Origin of the sequence: Shewanella sp. NKUCC06_TVS, assembly GCF_019345515.1 — a bacterium.
Classification (GTDB): Bacteria; Pseudomonadota; Gammaproteobacteria; order Enterobacterales; family Shewanellaceae; genus Shewanella; species Shewanella oncorhynchi.
Genome location: NZ_JAHKQX010000005.1, coordinates 263427 through 288457 on the forward strand (window position 1 = coordinate 263427; position 25031 = coordinate 288457).

The 25031-nt window shown below is 44.9% G+C and carries 19 protein-coding genes and 1 pseudogene; 13 read left to right on the plus strand and 7 right to left on the minus strand.

Going from position 1 to position 25031, the window contains the following annotated elements; all coding sequences use genetic code 11:
* Window positions 1-28 precede the first annotated feature (28 nt).
* The 3 genes from KO531_RS08065 to KO531_RS08075 all read right to left on the minus strand — a co-directional run bounded on the left by KO531_RS08065 (window position 29) and on the right by KO531_RS08075 (window position 2369).
* Window positions 29-637, minus strand: coding sequence for a tRNA-uridine aminocarboxypropyltransferase (locus tag KO531_RS08065; RefSeq protein WP_212600964.1), 609 nt, complete (start codon window positions 635-637; stop codon window positions 29-31).
* Between the two features lie 145 nt (window positions 638-782).
* Window positions 783-1313: an NUDIX domain-containing protein gene (locus tag KO531_RS08070; RefSeq protein ID WP_173244689.1), complete on the minus strand. Its 531-nt coding sequence runs from the start codon at window positions 1311-1313 to the stop codon at window positions 783-785.
* 252 nt (window positions 1314-1565) lie between these two features.
* Entirely contained in the window at window positions 1566-2369 is an 804-nt protein-coding gene (locus tag KO531_RS08075; protein ID WP_219250854.1) for a tRNA (adenine(22)-N(1))-methyltransferase TrmK, read from the minus strand.
* Between the two features lie 266 nt (window positions 2370-2635).
* Here KO531_RS08075 and KO531_RS08080 point away from each other — a divergent pair, with 266 nt between their 5' ends.
* From KO531_RS08080 to KO531_RS08090, 3 genes are all read left to right on the plus strand, one after another.
* Window positions 2636-4798 (plus strand): glycoside hydrolase family 97 protein, encoded by a 2163-nt coding sequence (locus tag KO531_RS08080; protein ID WP_219250855.1) that lies wholly within the window; start codon window positions 2636-2638, stop codon window positions 4796-4798.
* Between the two features lie 373 nt (window positions 4799-5171).
* Window positions 5172-6080 carry a helix-turn-helix domain-containing protein gene (locus KO531_RS08085; RefSeq protein WP_219250856.1) on the plus strand — a complete coding sequence of 303 codons (909 nt, stop codon included), beginning with the start codon at window positions 5172-5174 and terminating at the stop codon, window positions 6078-6080.
* A gap of 37 nt (window positions 6081-6117) precedes the next feature.
* On the plus strand, window positions 6118-6567 hold the full coding sequence (locus KO531_RS08090; RefSeq protein ID WP_219250857.1) for a carboxymuconolactone decarboxylase family protein: 450 nt from the start codon (window positions 6118-6120) through the stop codon (window positions 6565-6567).
* An 82-nt stretch (window positions 6568-6649) separates the two neighbouring features.
* On the opposite strand, the gene KO531_RS08095 is transcribed toward KO531_RS08090, so the two are convergent.
* Together KO531_RS08095 and KO531_RS08100 are read right to left on the minus strand one after the other, a co-directional pair.
* On the minus strand, window positions 6650-7657 hold the full coding sequence (locus KO531_RS08095; RefSeq protein WP_219250858.1) for a class I SAM-dependent methyltransferase: 1008 nt from the start codon (window positions 7655-7657) through the stop codon (window positions 6650-6652).
* Between the two features lie 211 nt (window positions 7658-7868).
* Window positions 7869-8162: a YciI family protein gene (locus tag KO531_RS08100; protein WP_173244678.1), complete on the minus strand. Its 294-nt coding sequence runs from the start codon at window positions 8160-8162 to the stop codon at window positions 7869-7871.
* An 890-nt stretch (window positions 8163-9052) separates the two neighbouring features.
* Here KO531_RS08100 and KO531_RS08105 point away from each other — a divergent pair.
* Complete coding sequence (locus KO531_RS08105) at window positions 9053-10714, plus strand: MFS transporter (RefSeq protein ID WP_219250859.1); 1662 nt, start codon at window positions 9053-9055, stop codon at window positions 10712-10714.
* Between the two features lie 148 nt (window positions 10715-10862).
* The gene (locus KO531_RS08110; RefSeq protein ID WP_219250860.1) at window positions 10863-13400 is read left to right on the plus strand and encodes a glycoside hydrolase family 15 protein; all 2538 of its coding nucleotides are present in this window, start codon (window positions 10863-10865) and stop codon (window positions 13398-13400) included.
* 120 nt (window positions 13401-13520) lie between these two features.
* Here KO531_RS08110 and KO531_RS08115 read toward each other — a convergent pair whose 3' ends face one another.
* A complete protein-coding gene (locus KO531_RS08115) occupies window positions 13521-14339 on the minus strand; it encodes a helix-turn-helix transcriptional regulator (RefSeq protein WP_219250861.1) in 819 nt (272 codons plus the stop codon).
* Window positions 14340-14419: 80 nt separating this feature from the next.
* Here KO531_RS08115 and KO531_RS08120 point away from each other — a divergent pair, with 80 nt between their 5' ends.
* The 8 genes and pseudogenes from KO531_RS08120 to KO531_RS08150 all read left to right on the plus strand — a co-directional run bounded on the left by KO531_RS08120 (window position 14420) and on the right by KO531_RS08150 (window position 23485).
* On the plus strand, window positions 14420-15811 hold the full coding sequence (locus tag KO531_RS08120) for an SLC13 family permease (protein WP_219250863.1): 1392 nt from the start codon (window positions 14420-14422) through the stop codon (window positions 15809-15811).
* 223 nt (window positions 15812-16034) lie between these two features.
* Window positions 16035-16451 carry a translesion error-prone DNA polymerase V autoproteolytic subunit gene (umuD, locus tag KO531_RS08125; RefSeq protein ID WP_249195895.1) on the plus strand — a complete coding sequence of 139 codons (417 nt, stop codon included), beginning with the start codon at window positions 16035-16037 and terminating at the stop codon, window positions 16449-16451.
* Window positions 16448-16687: pseudogene (locus KO531_RS08130) on the plus strand (DNA polymerase V subunit UmuC); the annotation flags it as partial. The gene umuD and the pseudogene KO531_RS08130, both read left to right, overlap by 4 nt.
* A 184-nt stretch (window positions 16688-16871) precedes the next feature.
* On the plus strand, window positions 16872-17471 hold the full coding sequence (locus KO531_RS22390) for a hypothetical protein (RefSeq protein ID WP_251068881.1): 600 nt from the start codon (window positions 16872-16874) through the stop codon (window positions 17469-17471).
* Between the two features lie 29 nt (window positions 17472-17500).
* On the plus strand, window positions 17501-18271 hold the full coding sequence (locus KO531_RS22395; RefSeq protein ID WP_251068882.1) for a site-specific integrase: 771 nt from the start codon (window positions 17501-17503) through the stop codon (window positions 18269-18271).
* Between the two features lie 4 nt (window positions 18272-18275).
* Window positions 18276-20744, plus strand: coding sequence for a hypothetical protein (locus tag KO531_RS08140; RefSeq protein WP_219250865.1), 2469 nt, complete (start codon window positions 18276-18278; stop codon window positions 20742-20744).
* Between the two features lie 11 nt (window positions 20745-20755).
* Window positions 20756-22945 carry an integrase gene (locus tag KO531_RS08145; RefSeq protein WP_219250866.1) on the plus strand — a complete coding sequence of 730 codons (2190 nt, stop codon included), beginning with the start codon at window positions 20756-20758 and terminating at the stop codon, window positions 22943-22945.
* 3 nt (window positions 22946-22948) lie between these two features.
* Window positions 22949-23485 (plus strand): hypothetical protein, encoded by a 537-nt coding sequence (locus KO531_RS08150; RefSeq protein WP_219250867.1) that lies wholly within the window; start codon window positions 22949-22951, stop codon window positions 23483-23485.
* Between the two features lie 284 nt (window positions 23486-23769).
* Here the strand turns inward: KO531_RS08150 and KO531_RS08155 are convergent, their stop codons facing one another.
* Window positions 23770-24507 carry a hypothetical protein gene (locus KO531_RS08155; protein WP_251068883.1) on the minus strand — a complete coding sequence of 246 codons (738 nt, stop codon included), beginning with the start codon at window positions 24505-24507 and terminating at the stop codon, window positions 23770-23772.
* Window positions 24508-25031 lie beyond the last annotated feature (524 nt).

A 25031-nucleotide genomic window follows, 5' to 3' on the forward strand; every position in this document is an offset into this window, starting at 1 on the left:
TCCTCGAACACTCTCTCAAACACTGCAATCAAGTACGGCTATTCAATTCAGTAAACAGCGACGCTAATAGCGTCGCTTGTTCTGCTCTGCCACACTGGCGCCAAAGCGCAATAATACATTCTGCGGTACACAACCCCCCTTCTTGCTGATTACGCCGCAATATAAAGGCGGATTCAGGCATAAGTGGCGGCAAACTGACTCGTGCGGCTGTTTTGAGATAGGGACTCTGGCGCAGCATCTTACGCGCCTCCTGCCAGGTCGCATCTAAAATCACCACTTGGCTCGGCATTCGTTGTGCTGCTATGACTGTAGATTGTGCAGGCGCTAACAAGGCTTGGGCGTTCGAGAGCACTGGCTCAGCTAAAACCGTATCTAAGGCATTATGATCAATGGGCCCAGTGTGCTCAGTATCACTTGCTGGAAACAACAGTTTAGCCTGCTGCGATGCCAACATAGCCACTAAATCGTTATCAGGTGCCGTTCTCGACCAGACGATGCTTTTCACCTCTTCAGGGAATGCGGCTAACGCGAGTTGGCCAGTATTCGTTTTGCGGGTTAACTCGCGCTCGTGGGTCAATAAAATAATCTGCATTGCCTTCCTTGCTGCGGCAAAAGAGTGAGAAATAGCCTTAAACATCCACAGACTCAGGCACAGACTCGAAGCATATCCGCTTAAAAGATCAGGTTAAAATAACGGTGTTCAATCGCCAACAAGCCAAGCCAACTAAGTTTGACGTGAAATAAAATCATAGATTAAAGTTATGATTTAAAAATGGTAAAATTTAAAAACATTCCAATACTATCTGTTTTAGCAGAAAAGTTTCACGCTCTATTGATTGGCCTTTATGGGGATGATTGCGCTGAATATCTTCGTTATGGGCGATAGCTTGATGAATATTAAGCCATTCAGGCCGCATGCCATTTTTAATCTCATGGGCTTCTAATCGAGTCTCACCTAAACCACGCTCACCCAGTGTGATGTCAATACGGCATACATAACAGAATGACTCCATGTGCACTACATTCGCTCCTTCACGGTACCAAGGTCGAAACTCTTCATAGCGACCAAAGGGCGCTAACACTTGAATGTCTAAGGCACCGGTTTCTTCCTGAAGCTCGCGGATCAGTCCATCTTCGAGACTCTCGCCATCATCAATTCCGCCTCCGGGTAAGCTGTAGTCGCGGTATTTTTGGGTATAAAGTAGCAAAATGTCTTCACCCGATAACACTATCGCGCGGGCAGCTCTGCGATAAAAAACGCGTGCCGTCTGTAGGTTAACCGCAGGATCTTGGGTAGTTCTCAATAAACGCATCGTCGTAGCCATTTGCCGAAAAGGAGTCGAAGCATAAACGAAAATGCGCCAAATGCAGATCAAAAACTGTAGCAGAGGCAGTAATCACACTCAGTCCCGTCCGAGTGATTGATAGGTTTTAGCGATTAGACTATTGATTATTAACGGGTTAAAATAAAATCATTTTACACATGATTTTAAGATCGCGATGCATCATCTTTTTCGCCTGATTCTCATCTTTAGTGCTCACGTAATGCCTAAACGGCAAAATGCTCAAGAGCATTCAAACTCACAATGCTCACTCAAGAGCTGGGCCAATTGCTGCTGATAGGCATCAATAATCTCTGGTGTTTGCTTGTGCGCCGGCATGCGTTGGTAATGGCCAATCACCTGAGACAGATAACGCTGCGCTCGCGGCAAACTTGCTTCATCTAACGTCTGCCACATTAACGACCCCGTAGCAGTGATAGGCAGACCATTTGGAGCTGCGATTGTACTGACATGGAGGATTTCGTAGAAACGTTGATTCTCTTCCAATAAGTGTTCCGACTTAAGCCCTAGCCCTAAGGCCGAAAGTGATTGCCTGACATAGTAATTATGATGCACGGGACACAAAATAAACTCGAGGTGCCGCAGTGGGTGTTGAGCTAAAATTGCCCGCACTAATTCCACCAGCAATTCACCACCCACGCCAGCGATGATAATCAACTGATTATCTTTGTCACTGGTTTGCTCGAGCGGTAAAGCCGTGACATCGAGGCAATGCACTTGCCACTGACTATGACGACTTAAATTAGGGTCTATGTCTAGGTTTAAGTGAGGGTCTATGTCCGGGTTTAAGTTTGGATCTAAGTGTGAATTAAGGCCTGATATGTCAGCGGGAAAGAAACGCTGCAACCGCAGTTCAAGCGCCTGCATTAGCGAAGGCACACAATCGACAAAATGCACTTGGCGAGCAACATTCCTTTTTAACAACAGCATACCGAGCAAACCATGATCGCAGCAGCAATCCCAAATATGATCATAATGACCAGTGATCATGCAGTCTATCTGTTGTAAACGTTGGCTAATTTTCACAGTTTGACCTTACTGCTGCGGCTTTTAATGCTGTTAATCCCACTATAATCGCACTTTGCCCCGCACTTTTAAGAAAAAAGAAAGCGCGCAGTTTACCCGAGTCAAAAGCAAACCACATCTTTTGTTCGTGCCCTCGCAGTACTTCTCGTCAAGTCTGTCACGCCACGCCTTAATATGGTGAATACGTATGCAGGCCGTTGCGGTTAAAAAGCCATCGCCACTAGTATGCAGTGAGTCACATTCATTATAAAAACAAGGATCAAGGAATGTTCATCAAGACCAACCCTATTCAGTTTACTCGCAGCGACTTAACTGCCCGTCACTTAACAGACAGCCACTTAACAAACAGCCACACTCGCCAGAGCTCATCGTACCAAAAGCTATCGCAAGCGCTATTAAGCCCTACAGCCCTCGCCCTTGCGGTCACGAGTCTTTTTAGTGCCAACGTATTTGCCAAAACCGTTACCGTCAGCTCACCCAACCAACAAATTCAAATCAGCTTGAGTGATGATACCGGCCGCCCCGAATATAAAATTGATTTTCGCGGTAAAACAGTCATAGAACCGAGCCGCTTAGGCTTAGTTTTTCAATCCCTTGGCGAACTCGGTCAAGGATTACAGATAAAAAGCAGCGATAAAAAAAGTGCTGATGAAAAGTGGCAACAACTTTGGGGCGAACAGGAATGGATCCGCGATCAACACAATCAACTGACTGCTGTATTAAGTAATGGCAAGGTGCAACTCGAAATCGAATTTAAAGCCTTTGACGATGGGATTGGCTTTCGCTATCACTTAGCCCCACAAGCTGCCCTGCCCGCCAATTCGCCGCTATTAATCACTAACGAGTTAACCGAGTTCAATGTCGGCAATAGCGCTAAAGCCACAGCATGGTGGATCCCTGCCCGCGGCTGGAATCGCTACGAATATTTATATCGCACCACAGCGCTTAAAGACGTCGATAGAGCCCATACCCCCTTCACCTTTAAACTCGCAGACGGTACGCACTTAAGTATCCACGAAGCCGCCTTGGTGGACTTTGCCGCCATGACCTTAGATCAACAGCGCGATGGCAAACTTAAGGCCGATCTCACGCCTTGGTCCGACGGTATTCGCGTCAAAACCCAAGTGGGTTTTTATACGCCGTGGCGCACCATTCAAATTGCCGACAAAGCAGCTGGGCTGCTCAATTCACACCTCATCCTAAACCTCAATGAACCCAATAAACTCGGCGATGTTACTTGGGTAAAACCAGGGAAATACGTCGGTATTTGGTGGGGAATGCACTTAAACGAAAATACCTGGGGCTCGGGCCCAACCCATGGCGCAACCACCCGTGAAACAAAACGTTATATGGATTTCGCCGCTAAATATCAGTTTGATGGTGTACTGGTAGAAGGTTGGAATGAAGGTTGGGACGGCGACTGGTTTCACAACGGCGATCAATTTAGCTTTACCAAGGCCTATGCTGATTTCGATCTGCCCGCCATCACAGCATACGGGGCAAAACAAAATGTACGTTTAATCGGCCACCATGAAACCGCAGGTTCAGTCACACATTATCGCGAGCAAATGGCAGATGCCTTCGCCCTGTATGAGCAGCACGGTGTTACTCAAGTCAAGACAGGCTATGTCGCCGATGGTGGCCAAATCAAGCGCATCGATGACAAAGGCATTACCCGTCACGAGTGGCACGACGGCCAGTTTATGGTCGGTGAGTATTTGCACAATGTCACTGAAGCAGCGAAACACCATATCAGTATCAATACCCACGAGCCGATTAAAGACACAGGCCTGCGCCGAACCTATCCGAACTGGATCTCCCGCGAAGGTGCCCGCGGCCAAGAGTATAATGCTTGGGGTAGCCCACCAAACAGCCCTGAACACACGGCCATGTTACCCTTTACCCGCATGCTTGCGGGTCCAATGGACTTTACCCCGGGAATTTTTGACTTAGCGCCCAAGGGGTTGGATGCTGAAAATCGTGTGCAAACCACATTGACCAAACAGCTCGCCTTGTACGTTGTGCTCTATAGCCCAATCCAAATGGCAGCGGATCTGCCGCGCAATTATGAAAAGCACTTAGATGCCTTCCAATTTATCCGCGATGTGCCCACAGATTGGTATCAAAGTGTCGCGCTGGCCGGTGAAGTCGGTGACTATGTGGTCTTTGCTCGCCAAGCGAAGGATCAAGGTGATTGGTACTTAGGCGCACTCACGGATGAAACCGCACGCAAGGTCACGGTCAAACTGGATTTCCTCTCCCCGAATAAACGTTATCAAGCACAAATTTACCGCGATGGTTCAAAGGCCGATTGGAAAACCAATCCCTATGATTATGTGATTGAAACCAAAGAGGTGAGTGCTAAAGATAGCCTAAACCTCACACTCGCCAGCAGTGGCGGCACGGCAATCAGATTCAAAGTGCTTTAGGTTTAGTTTTTTAAAGTCAGTGCGTTAACAACGTGTTTAAGCGAGTGTGAAATACAGAGTAAAAAACAGAAAGTCACCAAGGATGTACCTTGTCCTTGGTGACTTTTTATTGCCAGATAGCACCTGTTTATCCCAATACAAAACGTAAAAGTTAATCTCCCCTTGAAGCGTCTTAGCTGATGTTGGCGTAAATTCAGTTCGTGCCCATTGACCGACAAATCGGTATAAATCGAATAAACAGGCTATAAATGCCCTCGCAAACTCACCATAATTGTAGACAGACCATGCCAGTACAAGGCAAATGCGTACAAGCAACACAGGTGCAAAAATGCCTCAGCTCAGTTAGATTAATCTGACCTTCCTTTACTTGCTTATGGTGCTCAGCTTGCGATATCGGGCAAATTTATTAGAAATGCGCAGCTTTAAACGTTTCGAAACTGAACTCGCGCACTTAGGCTTTAGCCATTTTAAACCCTTAGCGCCACTTCGCCCTTGGGTGCAGCGCTACTTTCATTTGCGCGTTGCGACTGATTTACCGCAGAGCATTGAACAGACATTTTACCCAGACGGCGGCACTAGCCTGCATTTCTATTTCCCAACGCTAACTCAAACGCTCAGCGGCGATGAACCTCAAGTGTTATTTCATTGTGGTCAGAGCCGACATTCCCACGCCTTTTTACCAGGAATCGAGCTGATGACAGTTCGTTTTCACCCCGGCGGCGCGTTTCATTTACTCGGCATTGAACTGCAAGATATTATGTCTACTTCATCAATGAAGGCTATTGATGCGACGCAATTGCAGCTAACAGGATTGGATCAACTGCTATCGCAACTGGCGGAAACCAATCTGCCAGCCCAACGCGTCGCTCTACTTGAGCACTGGTTATTGCAGCTCAACCAGCGGCAATGTGATGTGGCCTTATCTCGACATAAAAGCGCTATGATTAGCTTAGTGCAGGCGAGTTTACCAAAGCTTACTCAAACCCAAGCCAGTTTAGAGGATTTCTATAGGCAACTGCCCTTAAGCCGCCGTCAATTTGAACGAAGATTTAAACAAGAAACCGGATTGTCACCCGCGCAGTTACTGCAATTAAACAGAGTCAAAATCGCCCGCAATTTACTCAGCCAATCACCTAACCTCAGCCTAGTGCAGGTCGCATTCGATTGCGGATTTTACGATCAAGCCCATCTACATCAACACTTTGTACGGGTGACACAGCAAACACCAGGACAATACAAAAAGCGTAAAATGTCGCAAATATCCAATCCTACGTCGCGCTAACCGCTTAGATTGAAGCCTCAGCTTATAGGAGGTTTTTATGTCAGAACGTATACCACGCCAGCAAATTTACCAGCTACAACCCACACTCGCTAACGCACTGCTCAGCTTAGACAAAGCAGCCGGCGACTCCCACTTTTCGCCATTACTGGTGCATTTAGTCAAGCTTAGAGCATCGCAACTCAATGGCTGCGCGTTTTGTCAGCGAATGCACGCCGAGGAAGCCAGAAGCGACGGTGAAGAACAGCTGCGTTTAGATTTACTTGCCGCTTGGCAGGAGGTCGATGGAATCTTTAATGAACGGGAACGTGCAGCGCTGCTATGGACAGAAATCTTAACCCAAGTTGCTACTGCCCCCGTGCATGACAGTCAATATTCGGCGCTTGCAGAGCATTATTCCGAGAAAGAAATTGTCGACCTCACCAGCTTAATCATTGCCATTAATGGCTGGAACCGCGTCGCGATTGCCTTCCACTTGCAACCCATCTAACGGCAAATAAACAGGGCACCGAATCGGGTGCCCTGCTTGTTAATATCACTATGTAGTTCTTATCACTATACCATTTGTATAACTAACTTAATGTCAGTGCCACTATTTTAAGTGGATGATTGTCATCGAACGAAGGGAAATCCTCATGGGGATCGAGCCAAGTGTGCGTAGTGACTGTACGACCTTGTTTTTCAACGCAGCGCACTAAACTGTCAAACCATGCTTGACGCTCGACTTTCGCCACATTGTTACAGCAAACGATAGTGCCACCGACTTTGGTCGCCATTAATGCGGGCTTGAACAAACCTTGATAATCATTGACCAAATCGACAATACCAAAAGCACTCTTGGCATAACGCGGCGGATCGAGGAACACCAGATCAAACTGGGTTTGCGCCAATTTGGGATAACTCGGTAATTTTTGATTGCGGCGCCCTCCCACACTCAAGCCTGCCAATTGGCGCAATGCCGGAAACGCATCACTCTGCACAAACTCACATACATTCGACACCTGATTTAACGCCGCATTCGCTTTGCCCGTCGCTAAAGCAAAGGAAGAAAAATCAACATTCATCACCTGAGTCGCGCCGCCGATAGCTGCCGCAGTACCAATGCCGCAGGTGTAGGAAAACAAATTCAACACAGTTTTATCTTGGCTGTGTGCCCGCACATATTCGCGGCCAATACGCATATCGAGGAATAACAGCGGATCTTGTCCTTCGTGGCGCAGTTTAGTGCTGAACTTGATGCCATTTTCCTGCATTACTCGCTCAGAACTCGCAATCTCTGTCAGTGCGGGTGATAAGGCATTCAATACACGGGAATGGCCTAAAGAACGATCGTTATACACAATCGGCAAATCGGCCTGTTGCAACAAAACAGTGCCGACATCAACCAACTCTTCGTCGGTTAAGGTTTGATGAAAACTCTGCACTAACCAAACATCGCCGTAGCGATCGACATTCAAGCCACTCACGCCTTCGACTGTGCCATGGAACACCCGAAAACAATCGGTTTGATCCTGTTCTGCTTGTTGTAAAAAATCATGGCGTTTCGCCAGAGCCGTCGATAACAGCGTTTGAATAGACATAAAAAGCGGGACTCGCGCAGCGGAAACCTGCGTAAGGTTTCAAGAGGGAAAACGGCATAATACCAAACTAGGTCGCAGAATATCGGAAAAGTTCGCCCCGAAAACAGCATAAACACCGACTAACACCCAAATGGGGGGAACTCTATGTCCACCAACCCGCCAAGCCTGTCATAACCAAGTGCACGGAATAATTTTCAAACAAAGATGTAGGTTAAATCACTTCAAGCAACGGCTCTAACCCTGGCGCCGTTTTAGTCGGCACAAACTCTATCACCTCAAACTCAGCGACATCGGCAATACAGAAAGGATCTTGCTGCAAAATAGCCTCTAGCGCCGCGCGACTTTCAGCCTTGGCGAGGATGACGCCACCGGTACGTGGCACTTTGCGACCCGAGGCGACAAAAGTCCCTGCGGCATAATACTGATCAAGATAAGCAATATGGGCGGCTAAATGTAACTCCACTTCTGCAATTGGCTTTTTATAGGTAAGCGAGACAACAAACATAGGGATCCTTTAATCAACTGAAAAAATTTAAAATAATCGAACGAAAAACACTTAATCTGGCGATCATCATAAGCTAAGTACCTATCTGATCCCACCATATCTAGGCTGGCTATTATCATAGTGCAGAGTGCGCGACTTTCGAGTCAAGCTATCGGCATCCGTACTGGATATTTATTGCATGCTGACTCTTATTAAGTGCATTGAACTCGCCGTCAGTTATGCTGCGGTTGATTTTATCACTCAGTTAACATCCGCAATAACAATACCCTTTTTTCTGAAAAATAATGCAATGACTGATCATCAAGTATTCTAACAAGATTAGAGAGTTATTTGAGCATTCCAGCAAGCCTATAACTATTGATAAACCGTCTAGATGCGTTACGCCTATGTTTCCACCCAGTTACTAAGCCATGATGAATACGTATGTAAGTAGTTGTGCAAAAATCAACGCCGAGGCTACTATAAATCCGCTCGTTTCACCCTCTGCTTGTGGGGTTTGAAATCTGTGAGGTCGTTTCTGATAGGGTTATATACAAGGATTGCTATCAGGCTTAAGTTCTTTCTGCTGACTGGCTTTAGGCCACTCACTTGGGCTAACCCCTTTGAATTAAGGTGTTAGCCCAAATTTGAAATGAATTTATCGGCGAATATGCTTCTGAGGGAGGAGTATATTCGCCATTTTTTCACAGAGTACACTCATTCATGGCATGCGCGAAACTACCATGAATAAGCCATGAATCTGACTCTTAGCTTTTATTGTATGCTCTTGGCTGTGATGAAATAGCTCACCACATAAAAGCAAAGTACAGTGCCAATCCATTGCTAGGCAAAACAATTAAAACAATAAGCACTCAAGGCAGAACGACTGCCGGCAACAGAAAGGAAGTTCAATGTCTTCGAATTACCAGCAAGATCCCCATCAAGCCGCAGCGCCTCAGTTGCCGTATGCCTTCAAGCAACAACCTGAGCTGAGTTTCTGGCAAATTTTTAATATGTGTTTCGGTTTTTTAGGTATTCAATTTGGGTTTGCCCTGCAAAATGCCAACGTCAGCCGCATTTTTCAAACCTTAGGGGCCTCTATCGATGAAATTCCCATACTGTGGATTGCCGCGCCGCTAACGGGTTTATTGGTTCAACCTATTATTGGTTATTTGAGTGATAACACCTGGGGACGCCTTGGCCGTCGCCGCCCCTATTTTTTGATTGGCGCGATTTTTACTACCCTTGCCATTTTTATCATGCCGCACTCGCCTACCCTGTGGATTGCCGCCGGCATGTTATGGATCATGGATGCCTCGATCAACATCGCCATGGAGCCGTTTCGCGCCTTCGTCGGTGACAATTTACCGAAAAGCCAACGTACTCAAGGCTATGCCATGCAAAGCTTTTTCATCGGTATTGGCGCTGTGGTGGCTTCGGCCTTACCCTATATTTTGACTCACGTTTTTGATGTTGCGAATACTGCACCAGCGGGTGAAATTGCCGATTCAGTGCGTTATGCCTTCTATTTTGGCGGCACAGTATTATTGCTCGCCGTCAGTTGGACTGTCGTATCGTCAAGAGAATATTCCCCTGAAGAATTAGCCAGCTTTAACGCAAAACAAGTCGATGCTGAAGATGAAACTTTAGCCCGCACTCGTACCCGCAAGGACTATCAATTTGCCTCCATCGTGTGGATGGGTCTCGGCGCCCTGCTCACCTTCGCTATTTGGGCGCAGGATTTAGATAAACAACTGTATATCTTAAGCTTAGGGATTTTCGCCTTTGGCCCATTACAACTATATTGCGCACTGCGTTTGGGCAATTCACAACCCGCTGAACGCAATAAGCTCGGCATGGTATTTAGCGTGGTCGATGACTTGTTCCATATGCCCAAAGCCATGCATCAACTGGCGATCGTGCAGTTTTTCTCTTGGTTCGCACTGTTTGCCATGTGGATTTACACCACTGCCGCCGTGACGTCTTACCATTTTGGCAGCAGCGATGTGTTGTCCCAAGCTTATAACGACGGCGCAGATTGGGTCGGCGTACTGTTCGCCTCTTACAATGGTTTTGCCGCCATTGCCGCGATTTTTATTCCTATGCTGGCTAAGCGTATTGGCATCAAGCTGACCCACACAGTCAATATGTTCTGTGGTGGTATAGGTTTGATTAGTTTCTTTTTTATTAAAGACCCAAGCCTGTTATGGCTGCCTATGATAGGTGTCGGTATCGCGTGGGCGTCAATTTTATCTGTGCCCTACGCCATGTTGTCGGGCATGTTACCCCCGCAAAAAATGGGCGTTTACATGGGGATTTTTAACTTCTTCATCGTGATCCCGCAGCTTCTTGCCGCCAGTGTGCTGGGTTTAGTGCTCAATGGTCTGTTCGATGGTCAACCTATTTATGCACTGATCACAGGTGGCATCTTGATGATGTGTGCAGGCATTGCCGTATTATTTGTCGACCAAGACATTGTCGAACAAAATACCTCAAATAATCAAAGTGCAGCGATGAACCGCAAGACCCACTCAATCACGAAAGCCACAAGCAAATTAACGAATAAAAGTTAGCTCTTTATAACAGCGATACACATTAGGGGACATGCAGCAATGCATGTTAAGCGCGGTGAATTCGGTCATTTGGCTAATCACAGCAGCATAAAATATCTTTATCAATTCAATCACTATAAAAATAAAACCATTATTTGGGGAGAACGAGATGGAATCGAGTCCTACGCCGCAGCAGGATCTGCACACAAGCCAAAACCGTCACACACAAGCGTTAACAAGACGCAGCCGCCTAGCGCTTGCCGTCGCCGCAAGCCTATTGGGGATAATAGGGTTAGCGGCCTGTTCACCCACGTCGAATTCAGCAACAACTGCCACAAGTGTGAATGCCGCGCCAAGTGTGCAGCGGGTTGCGCCCGGCGCACCGGGTAAAGCACCGACTTGGGCATTTTCGGGTAAAACTGGTATTGGGACGTCTTACGAGCCTTATACCCAAGGTCAATATCAAGATGCCAAGCAAAATCCCATTAGCCGCGTTTGGTTCTCCCTCGCCCAAGGTATTTTAACCGAAACCATGTATGGTCTTATTCACAATGCGCAGCTCAAAGAACTGCAATTTATGATCACGGGGAATGGCTTTGTCGATACCGAAAAAGATAACACCATCAGCAGCATAGAATATTTAGATACAGATGCTAATGGTCGCCCACAATCCCTTGCCTATAAAATTATCAATAAAGATGTTGAAGGTAAGTATCAGATTGAAAAGCATATCTTTACCGATCCAGACCGCGACACTTTGATGATGCGCGTGACCTTTACCGCCTTTGAAGACGGCATTACACCGCATTTGTATGTCAATCCGCATATCGATAACGCGGGCGCCAATGATATCGGCCGCATCGACACTCATACAAAGAATCAGGCGCTGGTGGCCTATACCGCCGCCAAAGACAGTAGCGTAATGACGGTAAAATCCGATCTGAATTTTGTGCAGGCAACCACTGGCTTTGTCGGCGTCTCCGATGGCCTAGCCGATTTGGCCGATAACGGCAAACTCGATACGCCCTATCAAACGACCAGTGCGCAAGATAAATCGACCGTTGGCAATATCGCCTTTACCGCGAGTTACCCTACGCTCATCAAAGCCAAACCCGTCACTTTTAATCTCGCCATCGGTTTTGGTAAAGATGAAGCACAAAGTTTAGCCAATGCCGATGCCAGCTTAGCCGCAGGTTATGATTCTGTGCTCAGCCATTACAATGCAGGCTGGCAGGGTTACCTAAGCTCACTGCCCGCCATCGCTAACATGGCTAACAACACCACAGATAACGGCAAGCTGCTGTATACCAGCGCTATGGTCTTGAAAGCGCAGGAAGATAAAACCTATGCGGGCGCACTGATCGCTTCGCTTTCAAACCCTTGGGGCGATACGGTTTCGGCAGCCGTGCCGAGCACTGGCTATAAAGCAGTATGGCCGCGCGACTTTTACCAATGCGCCATGGCATTCCTCGCCATGGGTGACACACAAACGCCCAAAGTGGCCTTCGAATACCTGAAAAAAGTGCAAGTGACCGAAAAGACGCCCGGCTATACAGGTACGCCAGGTTGGTTCCTGCAAAAGACCCATGTGGATGGCCAAATTGAATGGGTCGGTGTACAGCTCGATCAAACCGCCATGCCTATCATGCTCGGCTGGAAACTCTGGCAAGCGGGCGTACTCACCCCCGATGAGATCAGTCACTGGTATCAAGAGATGCTCAAAGGTGCAGCGGACTTTTTGATCAGCGGCGGTGACGTCAATCTGGATTGGAATCACACCCAAATCACCCCACCTAAAACTCAGCAAGAACGTTGGGAAGAACAAGCGGGTTACTCCCCCTCAACAACGGCTGCCGTGATCGCAGGTCTTGTTGCCGCGAGTGACATCGCCAAAGAAGCCAAAGATCCCGACTCCAGCAGCCGTTATCTTGCCGCCGCAAAAGGTTTAAGTGATAGCTTAGAAAAGCACTTAGTCACCACTCAAGGACTATTGAAGAACAGCGCAGGCGTCAGCGCGCCCTACTATTTACGTTTAAGCCCGAATGGCAAGCCAAACACCAGCGATAAACTGGCGGCAAATAACGGTAAGCAAGGTTTAGATCAGCGTCAGATCCTCGATGGCGGATTTTTAGAACTAGTACGTTATGGCGTGCGCGGTGCAACTGACAAGCTCATCAAGCAAAGCCTTCAATTGATTGATAACACTGAACTTGAACCAAACCTACGCCTTAAATATGAGTTTAGCGCCAAAGATGGCAGCACTATCCCAGGCTTTAGACGTTATGGCAACGACGGCTACGGTGAGGATACGGTTTCTGGCAATAACTACGCAGAATCCGGCAGCAACAGCGCCGATCAACGCGGTCGAATCTGGCCCTTCTTCACCGGCGAGCGCGGTCATTTTGAGCTATCACTCGCCCAAGCAAAAGGTGAGCTAACTGGCAATAACGCGCAGCAAACCAAGCAGCAGTTGATCAACACCTATGTGCAAGGCATGGAAACCTTTGCGAATGCGGGCATGATGTTACCCGAGCAAGCGTGGGACGGTGTCGGCGATGCCACCCGCTATCATTACCAACTCGGACAAGGCACCAACTCTGCCACACCGCTTGCCTGGACCCATGCCGAATACATCAAACTGGTGCGCTCAATGACCGATGGCCAAGTCTGGGATTATTACCCTATCGTCCCAGCGGCATTGAAATGACAAGTTGAAATAGCCAATTAAAATAGCGCATTAGCTTAACGATACTTTGATAAATTGAAGGCTAGAACAGCATCCTAGATGTTGTTCTAGCTTTTTATAGACGGTTTTATGATGCCTGATTTAGCGCCCGCTTTTCATAGGCTTATGCTGCGGGTAATCTTGCGGCGTGCAACCAAATTGCATTTTAAAGGCGGCACTGAAACTGCTGACACTCAAATAACCTAAACTATGGGCCACCATAGTTGTGCTCTCCCCTTGGCTTAAGCTCTCAAGCGAATTTAACAAACGAAACCTTTGCCGCCATTGTCGATAAGTGAGCCCAGTTTCAGCTTTGAATAGTCGCTCAATCGTTCTCACACTCGCGCCGCCCATTTCGGCTAACTCGGTCAGTGAGTAACTCACTTTTGGACGTCGGATCAGCGTTTGGATTAATCGGCTGAGTCTTGGATCTGAGCCAGCGGGTAAATGGGCATCCAGACTGTCCAGAGTTTGAAGCTCATCGATGGCAACCAAACCCAGCCGATGCAGTTGTCCACTGTCCATAAGATGTGAACTTTCACAAAGTTTAAGCACTAATTCGCGCATCAGCGCTGTCATAGTCACCATCACCACTTGCGTATCCTGTGGCCTAACGCCATAGCTAGGGTCAATATAAATATTGCGAGTATGGGCGTGGGTTTCACTGTTCACTTGATGGGGCAAATTGCAAGGGATCCAAACGGCATGGGTTGAGGGGACCACCCAGACGGCATTTTCACTGCGAACACGTAACAAACCTTTGGCGGCCCAAAGTAGCTGACCCCGCGGGTGCGAGTGAGGTTCGATGCCCGCTTCCGCCACCATATTGCGAGTATGGGTCAGCACGGGCCGATTGGCATCTATGATAAACGCCGCATCACTGGGTGTTAACAATGTCGCTTTAGGAACATATTTTGACACATTACCCTCTTAAAACGCCAAACTAAGTCAGCTATCTTAGTAGGCATCTTTTACGTATTCAACCCAATAGGTCGGTAAACATGAAACGTTTTATTGGCGTTAAACAGCTAGCGTTTTTCAGTGCACTGTTGATCGCTACTTTACTTACGCTTTTTCCGCTAAGTCAGCATCCCGCGGTGTTTTCCTACAGCGCAGGCGTAGTGTTAGTGACCTTGATGTTTTGGAGCACAGGTTTCTTCCCGCCCTTTATGGCGGGGTTAATCTTTTTTGCCCTTACCACCATTTTTAAACTCATTGAGCCGAGTATACTTTTCTCCGGATTCGGCTCAACTGCGGTGTGGTTAATCATTTCAGGGTTTGTGATCGGCAGTGCAATCACTCAGTCAGGTTTAAGTCGCAGAATGGCCAGTTTGATTGCCCCAATACTGACCACAAGTTATCCACGCTTAATTGCGGGTTTGGTCTTTAGTGCCGTGCTGCTTGGCTTTGTGATGCCCTCATCCGTTGGCCGTGCAGTGGTACTGGTGCCTATTGGTATGGCGTTAGCCAAGCAAGTCGGTTTTGCTCGTGGTAGCCATGGGCGGATAGGCATTGCGACCGCCTTGGCACTGGCGTGTAACATGCCCAGTTTTGCCGTGTTGCCCGCGAATATTCCCAACATGATATTAGCGGGTTCCAGTGAGAATCTATTCAATATCCACTTTGGTTATACTGAGTATCTCTTATTGCATTTTCCAATCCTTGGTTTACTCAAATCGATATTGATTGTGGCGCTAGTTATCTTCCTATTTCCTGCAAAAATTGATAAAAATCAGCCTGAACGCGTTATTGAAAAAGAAGCTTATAACCTTGGTATGCAAAAGAAAGTTGCACTGTTACTGGCGATTACTTTGCTCTTTTGGGTGACTGACTCGCTGCACGGCATCAACCCCGCTTGGGTAGGATTAACAACGGCTATCTTGTTATTGCTCCCAAAATGGGGAGTGCTTGAGCCTAAGAGTTTTAATAGTTCAGTGGATTTGTCGACCGTCATTTTTGTCGCGGCGGCCTTAGGTCTGGGAGCATTGGTCAATCATTCCGGGCTCGGCACTGCGCTAGGTCAACTGTTCAGTGAATGGTTACCATTGCAGCAAGGGGCATCGTTCCTGAATTTTATGTCGTTATCGTTAATCGCGACGCTAACGGGATTAGTGGCAACGGTTCCTGGTGTACCGACAGTGTTATCCCCCATGGCAGCAGACTTTGCCAATGCAACTGGCTTCTCCACTCCAGCGGTATTAATGACGCAGGTGATCGGTTTTTCAACCGTGATTTTTCCTTATCAGGTTGCTCCTTTGATTTTGGCGATGCAATTATCCCAAGAGCCATTAACTAAATTACTTCGCATCACCTTACCGCTGGTGGCAATAACCATAATTGCGCTCATGCCACTGGATTATTTATGGTGGCTATGGCTAGGTTGGATTAACTAAATTGCGATAACTAAAGCGGGTTAACTAAAGTGCGTTAACTGAATTAAATCTCACTCTTGGCAATATTCAAGCTGGCAAGGGTGCTTTAGAGCAGCCATCATCAATTGCTCAGCACTCGACAACGCTTGGGTCGATAACACAACTCTCCCCACATAAATTCTTTCGATAAGTTTCATTGTTAGACTATACTGTTCATACGCACAGTATATTGTGATTTATTATGATGCTTCTAGGCCGCTTCGCCAAACATACCCAATATCAGCTCTCGTTATTTAGCTCCTTGATTGCCGCAGGATTTCCGTCACCAGCCCAAGACTATGTAGAACAAACATTAGATCTCAATGAGTTATGCATCAAACACCCTGCCGCCACATTTTTTGTCAAAGTCCAAGGGGATTCGATGATCGAAGCGGGGATTTTCTCCGGTGATATTTTGGTGGTGGATCGCTCACTACAGCCAGCCCACGGTGATACCGTTGTCGCAGCGGTGAACGGTGAGTTTACCGTAAAGCAATTACAGCTACGCCCTGTGGTGCAATTGCTACCACGTAATGCCTTATTCTCCCCGATCGCCATCAATGATGAGTCTGAGTTAAACATCTTTGGGGTAGTGACCAACGTGGTGAAAAAGCTCAAATGACGCCCTCACTATTCGCCCTCGTCGATTGCAATAATTTTTATGCCTCCTGTGAGCGGATGTTTAGGCCGGATTTGGTTGGTAAGCCGATTGTGGTGTTATCCAACAATGATGGCTGCGTCGTCGCCCGCTCCGTAGAAGCCAAACAACTTGGCATCAAGATGACGGTGCCTGTATATCAAATAGCAAACCAACTCCGCCAGCATCAGGTTGCGGTATTCTCCTCCAACTATGCACTTACAGTTGGGAATTTTTTTAGATGCTACATGTTGGAATTTTTCATGATAAATAAATTAGACGAAGAGAAGAGAGGTCGTTACAGTTTTACTGTTTGTCTGGATATCTTGAAAAAGTAGATGGATGAACGCGTACCCCTTGGGGCAAGGCTTATCAGTGTGAATAACGGATGATTTAGGTGTTAATATGATTGAGCAGAATAAGTCGTTTCCAGATGACTTCGGTTTTGACTACTGTCTTATATGGATTAATAGTGATAAATATCCCTCATTTATCAGTAAGCCACACCCTGACAGTGGCGAAATCATCCATGACGTTAGGGATAACTCAAAACCGTTTGCTCATGAACTTCCAATTTTAATAGACCTCGATGGCATCAATGTGGTGCCGGTTAATCTATATCTTCACTCTTTGTTGGCAGACCCTGATATATCCTCAGATAAAACAATTCAATCTCATGCAGTTGCGCTATTGAGCTTCTATCGGTGGCTGAATACGGAAATCCCCGAACATACTCACCCAAGGACAGGACTGTTGGTTGATAAAAAATGTCCGTTAACAATATATGACTGCACCGACAAGGTAGAGGAAAGTCCAATCGTGAGATATCGAGACTATTTACTGGAAAACCTTTATACTAGGGATGAAAATGGAAAAGTTGGTGGTTCTCCAAGTACAGCTTCTAACTATGTTTTGAAAGTTGTTAATTCCTTCATCGCCAGCGGATCATTTCAATCAGCAAAACCTTTCGACCATTTGAGTTTAAGGCAAAGACTGTTCGCATAAGCAGCAAAGGAAAGAGATCTCAGCATGAAATGCTCTCACATCTTAACCGCTATCACAGTAAGGAGATTACTGTATATACCACAGGTCTCACTAAACCATTTAAAAGCATCAAAAAACCTCAAGAAGCTGATCTCAGAGAACTTAATCCACTTCGTGAAGATGAAAAGCAAGAGCTTTATAAATACCTTGATGTTGGAAACTCGACTGATACTAAAGCTCTCATGCTGTACGTAAAGACTGAAACGGGATTGAGATTGGAGGAATTGATAACATTTCCAGCCTCTGTCGTGGACAAGCCAAAAGCTAAAGTAGTTAAAGTGCAAATTGGTGAGAACATTAACGGTTGTTTAACCAAATTTAAAAAAAACAGATCAATTGAAATCCCAGCTAAGGTTATGGAACTGCTGTACGAGTACAAATTGAGTAAGGCGAGAAAGAAGGCTATTCAAAACGGACTACTTCGCCATAACCACTTATTCGTAAAATCAAATGGCAATATCTATGCTCCAAACACCATTCAAAAGTATGTGGAAACTATCCGTAACGATTTAGCACACTGTGGGCTTGATATTTATTTTTTCTCTCATGATTTACGTGCCACTTTCGCAACCGACTGGCTGTACGGCAAACACATGGAAACAGCTAAGCCCTTCGAAGCCTTGTTACAGGAGTTGGCTGATTTGATGGGGCATGAAAGCACATCTACCACCCAAAAATACGTTAACTATATGAATGACAATAAAACATGGTTGGAATTCTCTCAGCGTAAAAATGAATTCGCACAACAATCGTTGAGGTGAGTACATGGCCAAAAGTCGATTAGCAGCATCAAGAAATCAAAATAAATTACCCACTCCGCCGATTACTAAGAATAATGTTACTTCATTAGATTTGAACGTTGATATATGGCCAGAAGGGAAGCTGAACAGCACAAAACACAATTTTCTTTATTGGTGTCATGAACAGTGTGATCCAAAAAAACCATTAGCTAAACCCTCTCGATTAGAAAAAATGCAAAAGCTAAAAAGATGGGTTGATCAAGAGAAGAAAAATGAAACCAATGCATGGTCTCTAGTGGTGAAATTAAGCGCCTTAAAGGCTTATATAGCATTTTGCGACATTAAGAAGTTCGCACCTTTTAGTCAGGCTGGATATCTTTCTTACGCTGGTAACTCTGGAGAGTTACGGCGCTTAGTTGATATTGCTAATGAGCCTAAAAAATATCAGTTTCAGTATCATAATGGCGAAGAGTTTGGTTTGTTGGAATATTCAGCTCTTCAAAAAAAGATGAATCTCGACTCGCTACTTCCAATACTTGGTTTTGATGTGTCAGACATGCAAGCCACGCTCAAGAGCTTTAATGGTGAGATTGTAGATTTTGCTACACAACCTTATACATCAAGAGAATGGTATGCACTAGTTAGACGCACTCAGCTTCTCTTTTTCTCTTTGGCAACTCAACTTATTGCATATAAAGAAGAAAATCCTGATTCTCCACCACCTCAACACCTCGATAATATTGTGGTTGAAAGAAAAGATAACCGTGACATCACGATTACACTTGGGAGAAAAAATTGTTCAGCGTTAGATGGCTTAGCGAGTCCTTTTAATCAATGTATGGCAGCAGCTTACACTCTGTTTGCCTATTACACTGCATTTAACGACTCAGTGATTAGACAAGTTCGCCACCCAATTAAATTTGTTACGTCAAATAAAGATGGTCGGACATCAAAATCTGCTCAAGTCCGCGCTTATAAAGGCCGCGCTTCAAAAGATGTAAAAGCGTTATTTTCAGGCACTGAGGAAAACTCTCATCCCGAAGCCAAAGACGATGAAGCTGGGTTTATTGTCGCTGACATCAATAAGCGCGACTCTGTCGGAGAAGCTGACGGAATCACCTTTCTTCGAGCACTCGAACTCCTCTCGAAAACCTACAGCGAAGACCCTTATGACACTCTGATATATTTCCTCAATAGCGAAGGTGATAAAGGCAAAGTTGATGTATCTGGAGCTTCATTCCAATTATCAAAGAACCTAAATTTGCTTTCTGAGAGCAGAGCTGAGTTGATCGACCATCTAGTAAAAACCTATACCGACATTGTTGAAGATCAAAAGATGACCACGTTTAACAAGATTAAACGAGATGATGGTGTACACACGATGGAATCAAATGTCACCGATCTTAATAAGCAAGTTGTAACAATAAGAACAATGCCGATTGCTTACGCAGCGCTGTCATGTATGACAGATGTTTCACTGCGGAACGCGCTGATACCACTTAATTATTCAGAGAAAGATTTCGATGGAGCGATCACCGTTTCTTTCAAATACGCTGATGGCTCGTTAGGTGAGTTCATTATTGCAGCTAAATACAGACATTTTCTTCAATTGGTCGAACGCTATGCTGCGACCAGAAACCCTTTACCTAGAAAAAATTATGGTTTTGGTGGGGGGAGTTCAACAACCAGACTGCCTTACTTACTACCGCTGGGTGGTAAGCATGTTACTTATCAGTGGTCAGAGGGTGAGGTTCCGATTCGCAAAATTCTATTAAATTTATGTGGTATTGGTCGCGGTGATTACTTTCTAAATATTACAGCCAGTAGGATTCGTATTACTCATTCTAACTTAGAGTATAAAGCAGAAGAAAAAGGGTGGACAGCCCGAAAAATTTTGCAGCACAATATTGAAACAACGGAAAGACATTACCCCAACGGTCACCCTGTTTCAAACAACAGGCAAATGTCACAAGGGATGATGGGGTTAGTCTACATAGCCCAAGGTAAGAGCCGCAGTGAAGCTATAGAATCAGTTAAGAAAGAATTGGAAATTCCCATCTTAGAATACGATGTTTGGAAACAACGTAATGCTCCTACAAACCCCAATGGCATTAGCTGCGACGGGGAAATCGATTTGGTGTCCGAGAAAGATTGGCACTATACAGCACGCAAGTTCGCAGAAAAAAAAGGGATTATTGAAGAGGGTCAAGATATTACCTGCTATCAATACGATCTTTGTGTCTTTTGCAGAAGTGCCAAACTCGTTGATGATCCCTACGCTATTTATAAACTATTGAGCTTTCTCGATGCGTTAAGTGAAGCTATTGACCAATACCCAGAACGCGCTTCGGTAATTCAATTAAAGATAAATCGCTTTCAAGCTAACCTTGACGGCCTCCCATTAGAAACCATTGAACAAGCTGAGTATTTGCTCGAAGAAAAAGGGCGTTATCCACTTTTCAACTCGTTATCTTCCATTTCCCAATTTCTATAAGGACTATATCTATGCTGTCTTTTGAAAACTCACAAGATATGGATTCAACCTTAGATACCATGCGTTCGATTGGTGATAGAGGCGACTATTTACAACAGGAACTTCTCCCTGCACTACTGCGAGGCGATTGGGAAGAGTTAGATAAAATGGTGGTCTATCAAGATCAAAAAAAAACCATCTTGTTTGGCGAGAATATATGGGCGTTTAGATATTCTGACTACAAAGGGAGTGGGATCGCGAACTTGATTTTTAACATTGAGCCAAAGCAAGAAGAAAATGTCATTGTACTTCATCAAAAAGGGCGTCACATGCTTAATCAAATGAAGTGCGTAGCATTAGCAGAGATGTGGTTTTCTGTTAAACATACAGAACTGGCTTCAATTAATAATAAAAAAAACTCTCTTCGAAAGGATATTGCTCAGCTAATCAAACGTGGCATCAATTCGTTTGAGGAATTGAATCAAGGATATTTAGAAATTTTGGTTTCTGAGGGATGGTATGATATTTCTAGAAGCTATTGTTTTATAGGGTTGAATAACCTTGTCCACTTGAAAGGGCTGCTGCCTTTCAAGGTCAACTTTTCACATCAAACCCATAAGATACATAACGTGAGTTCTGATGCGCAAAACGGAAAAGTGGTGATTCCCCCACGAATCTATTTTGCGGCATTAAAAGAGTACAGTGAAGACATCGTAAAAGCCTACGGGTTAAGAGATGAAATAGAACAAGCTGTTGAGCAGATGATTTCGCTTTATGAGAATGAATTAGAAAGAAAAATCCTGAGGATTAGAAAAGGCTATGGCCATAAACCTAGTGACAGCTACGTAAAATCATGGGAACAATTTACGCAGGCGCTCAACAAAAATGGAATAACCTTAGTGGATAAAGGTGAGGATCCTCGGTGGATGCAAATATTCACATCTATTCAACCCCGCATTCAAATAAGCGGAGAACGTCTTAGAAGCTTCAGAGCACACATTGGCAACACTTGTTATGGCTGGGGTGATTTTAGGCGATATTTGAGGAGCCTAAATACAGAATCCTCATGGCTTTGTCTGACATTGTCTGGAATGCGCGTAGACGAGCTGTACAAAATAAGCCCTGTTTACGGTGCACAAAGAATGACTTTCGATAAAAATGGCTGTGAGTCGGAAACTGGCAAGGAAACCATTTACTTTTTAACTACACGCCAATCAAAGATTACGCTCAGTAGCCAAACCAAAAATGACACGTTTGTAACCACGCAAGCTGGCTGGAAAGCATTCCATATGCTGAATGCAATTAATACGCCCTATCGCAAAAGATTTGAAAAGAAATATAATCATCGAATGTTTGCAAACTTAAAGGACATCGCTTTTCCCAACCCTATAGGAAAGAGCGCATTGCACACTGTAATTAATACGACGTTTAACCGCGATAAATTTGATTTTACACTTACAGCCGAAGATATGGCGTATTTACAGACCTCAGACCCAGCCCAAACATCTTTTAATCAGGGCTATAAATTTCACTTCTCTCCACATCAGACACGGCGCACTCTCGCATACTACCTAATTGGATATGAGCTGTGTTCTTTCCCTGCCTTGAAGCAGCAATTTTCGCATTTGTCGATGGCGATGACGCGATGGTATGCCCGAAATGCCTATTCATTTGAAAAACTATACAGCGAAATACAAAAAGAACGTGTCACACAACAAGCTGAGATATTTGCTCGCATATATCAAAAAATGGCGAATGGTAAGCGTATCGCAGGTGGTAAAGGTCAAGCAGCAGTTGCTGAAATTAGTCGCCAAGGTGAAAGTTATTTTGAAGATGGATTAAGCAAACGCAAGCTATCAATTGACTACTGGATAGATCGATTGACCAACGGAAAAGAACACTTACATGCTATTGCTCCTGGGATGTATTGTACTAACACTCAATGCTCAATGCGTATCAATATTGATTTAAGTGAATGTGTAGACTGCGAATATGATTTTATTGAAAACGCTGTTTATGCCGAATCCTCCCGCATGGACGCAATGCGCAACATTGAGTTTTTAAAAGAAAACAATGAATTAAATTCCAGTTCTGCAACCAAATACCTGATGCAGGTAAAAGCTGCGGAAGCGATCATGGATGATCTAGGGTTTAAATATGAAAAGTATGAAATTGCAGAAGATGTGCTGAATTTGGTTATCGACACGACAATGGAGGCGTAAGGCATGGCAGACAAGTCTGGATTAAGCTCCACAGAAAGGCAGCTAAGAGACGCATTGGCGCGACTTGTTGATCAAAAGCCGATTAACAAAGAGTTGAAACAAAAGCTTAAAGCTAACAAGCTTAAAATTGTTGTTTCTAATGTTGAAAAAGAAGCAGGGTTATCAAATGGATCGGCCAGGCGCTATCCAGAAATAAAAGCGCTGATCGAAAGTGCTGAAGCAACGCGTATTCATGGTGCAAGCAATGTGTCCGATAATGTGGTTCGCGGTCACCCTCTCCACATAAAGGCTAAGGGAGACTTAGACAAAGCCAAACAAGAAATCAAAAAGCTCAATGAAGAAATTGAAAAGAAAGAACAAAAGCTTGGAGATTATAAAAAACGCTTAAAGTCTCAAGCTGTGAGAATGCACGAAGTGACCGTTGCAATGTGGAAACATATACCTGAAGAATGCAAGCATATTGAGTTAATGATCGATATGGAAAAAACGGGGGCAACAAGCAACGTTCTAGAATTCAAAAAGAGAGAAGAATTTGATTAGCTATGAGGCCTATTTTCTTGGTTGAATTGTACTAATCTGGACTCAGCTCGCCAAATTCAAATCACGATGCAACCGATCCGAAAGGTTGCTCAGGCTCTCTTCTGACGCATTCATTGTTTCGCATAACTTAACTAGTTTTGCTTAGTACTGCCTTGTTGACCTAATTTTTGTAATGCTAGAAAGTGTCTACAATATCAGTGGCGATTCAGTATTGCTTCGCCACTTCACATGTCTCATCCATATCAAATGCTGGCCGGGTTCAACAGTTCATGTAGTTATACAGGCTATTTGTTAGCTGAGTATCGATTCCTGATCGTTCTGATAGTATCACCAAGGATGAGTTTATCTTCAGGAAAATCTAAAACTACATTGATAATGTCTGCCATTGCTTGATTACTGAATCTAAATCCGATAGGCAGCTGATTTAGTTCATCAAATTGGGCGTCAAACGCAAGAACAAAATCTTTATGGTCTGACGATCTTCCATCTAGTACTGCATCAGGGATTTCAACATGTTGTGGTATTGGTTGAAAACCTTCAAATTCACCAATGGCTTCTACGACCTCAGCCCGTGAAGGCCAGTATTTAAGATCATATTGGTACGCCAGACTTTTAAGCTCATTTTTAACGTAAGCTCCGAAAAGATAGTTATGCTCTCCGCCTTGCACCAACGAATCGACTGCTGTTTGATAATCATGCCGGCGAAAACCAGATAACTCATACAATTCACTCTGGCGTCTTAGCATACCGGCCAGACAACATGAAAGCTCTGAGATATCTTCTTGTAATTTGAGTAGCTCACGCCTATTGGTTCTAGCTTGGATAAACACTTCCTTCGCAAAATCACCGCTCATCCAGATATGTTCCAATGTCAACCAAACAGCTTCAGCATTTGGCCTTTCTGATTCATAAAGGATAGCTAGTTTGTCAGCGTAGCCAAACTGATTGATTAGCTCGTTGAATACCCTTTCAAGGTTTGATGCCTGGTCAATCATCCGTTGCATAAGTGGCCAGCGGCTCATCCAAATCTTTTTCTCTCGGTTATCTTCAAGTTCCCTTTCTATAAAGGCTACGCAAAGTCAGTTGGTGAGTTTGTAGGTAATTTCGTCACGATAAGCACCTTTTGTTTCTGTATTTTCGTACTAAGATATCGCTTAGTAAAACGAATTACCGTGTCTCAAAATTTTTATTTTTTGGCCTTCAGACACGCACGCCTTCTGTTATGCCGTGAAACTAATCAAAGATCAACCAACCGATAAGCCTGAACAAACTTACAAGGTTTGATCTCTTGTTGTGAGAGAGTAATCAGTTTGATACTAAGTATTAAAGTTTCATACTGAAATGGCAGCGATCACATAGGTACTCTGCCTTTTCTAAAACGTTTATGCCCCAAAGCAATTCAGCACTCCATTTTTAGACTCTGCTTTAATTCCATTTATCCATGAGATTTTATAATCCATATGTGTCCAATTAAGCGCACCATTTCCTAAAATTTAAGTGTCTATTCATCACAACCTGAGGAGGTTTGTATGGACGCTTGGAATAA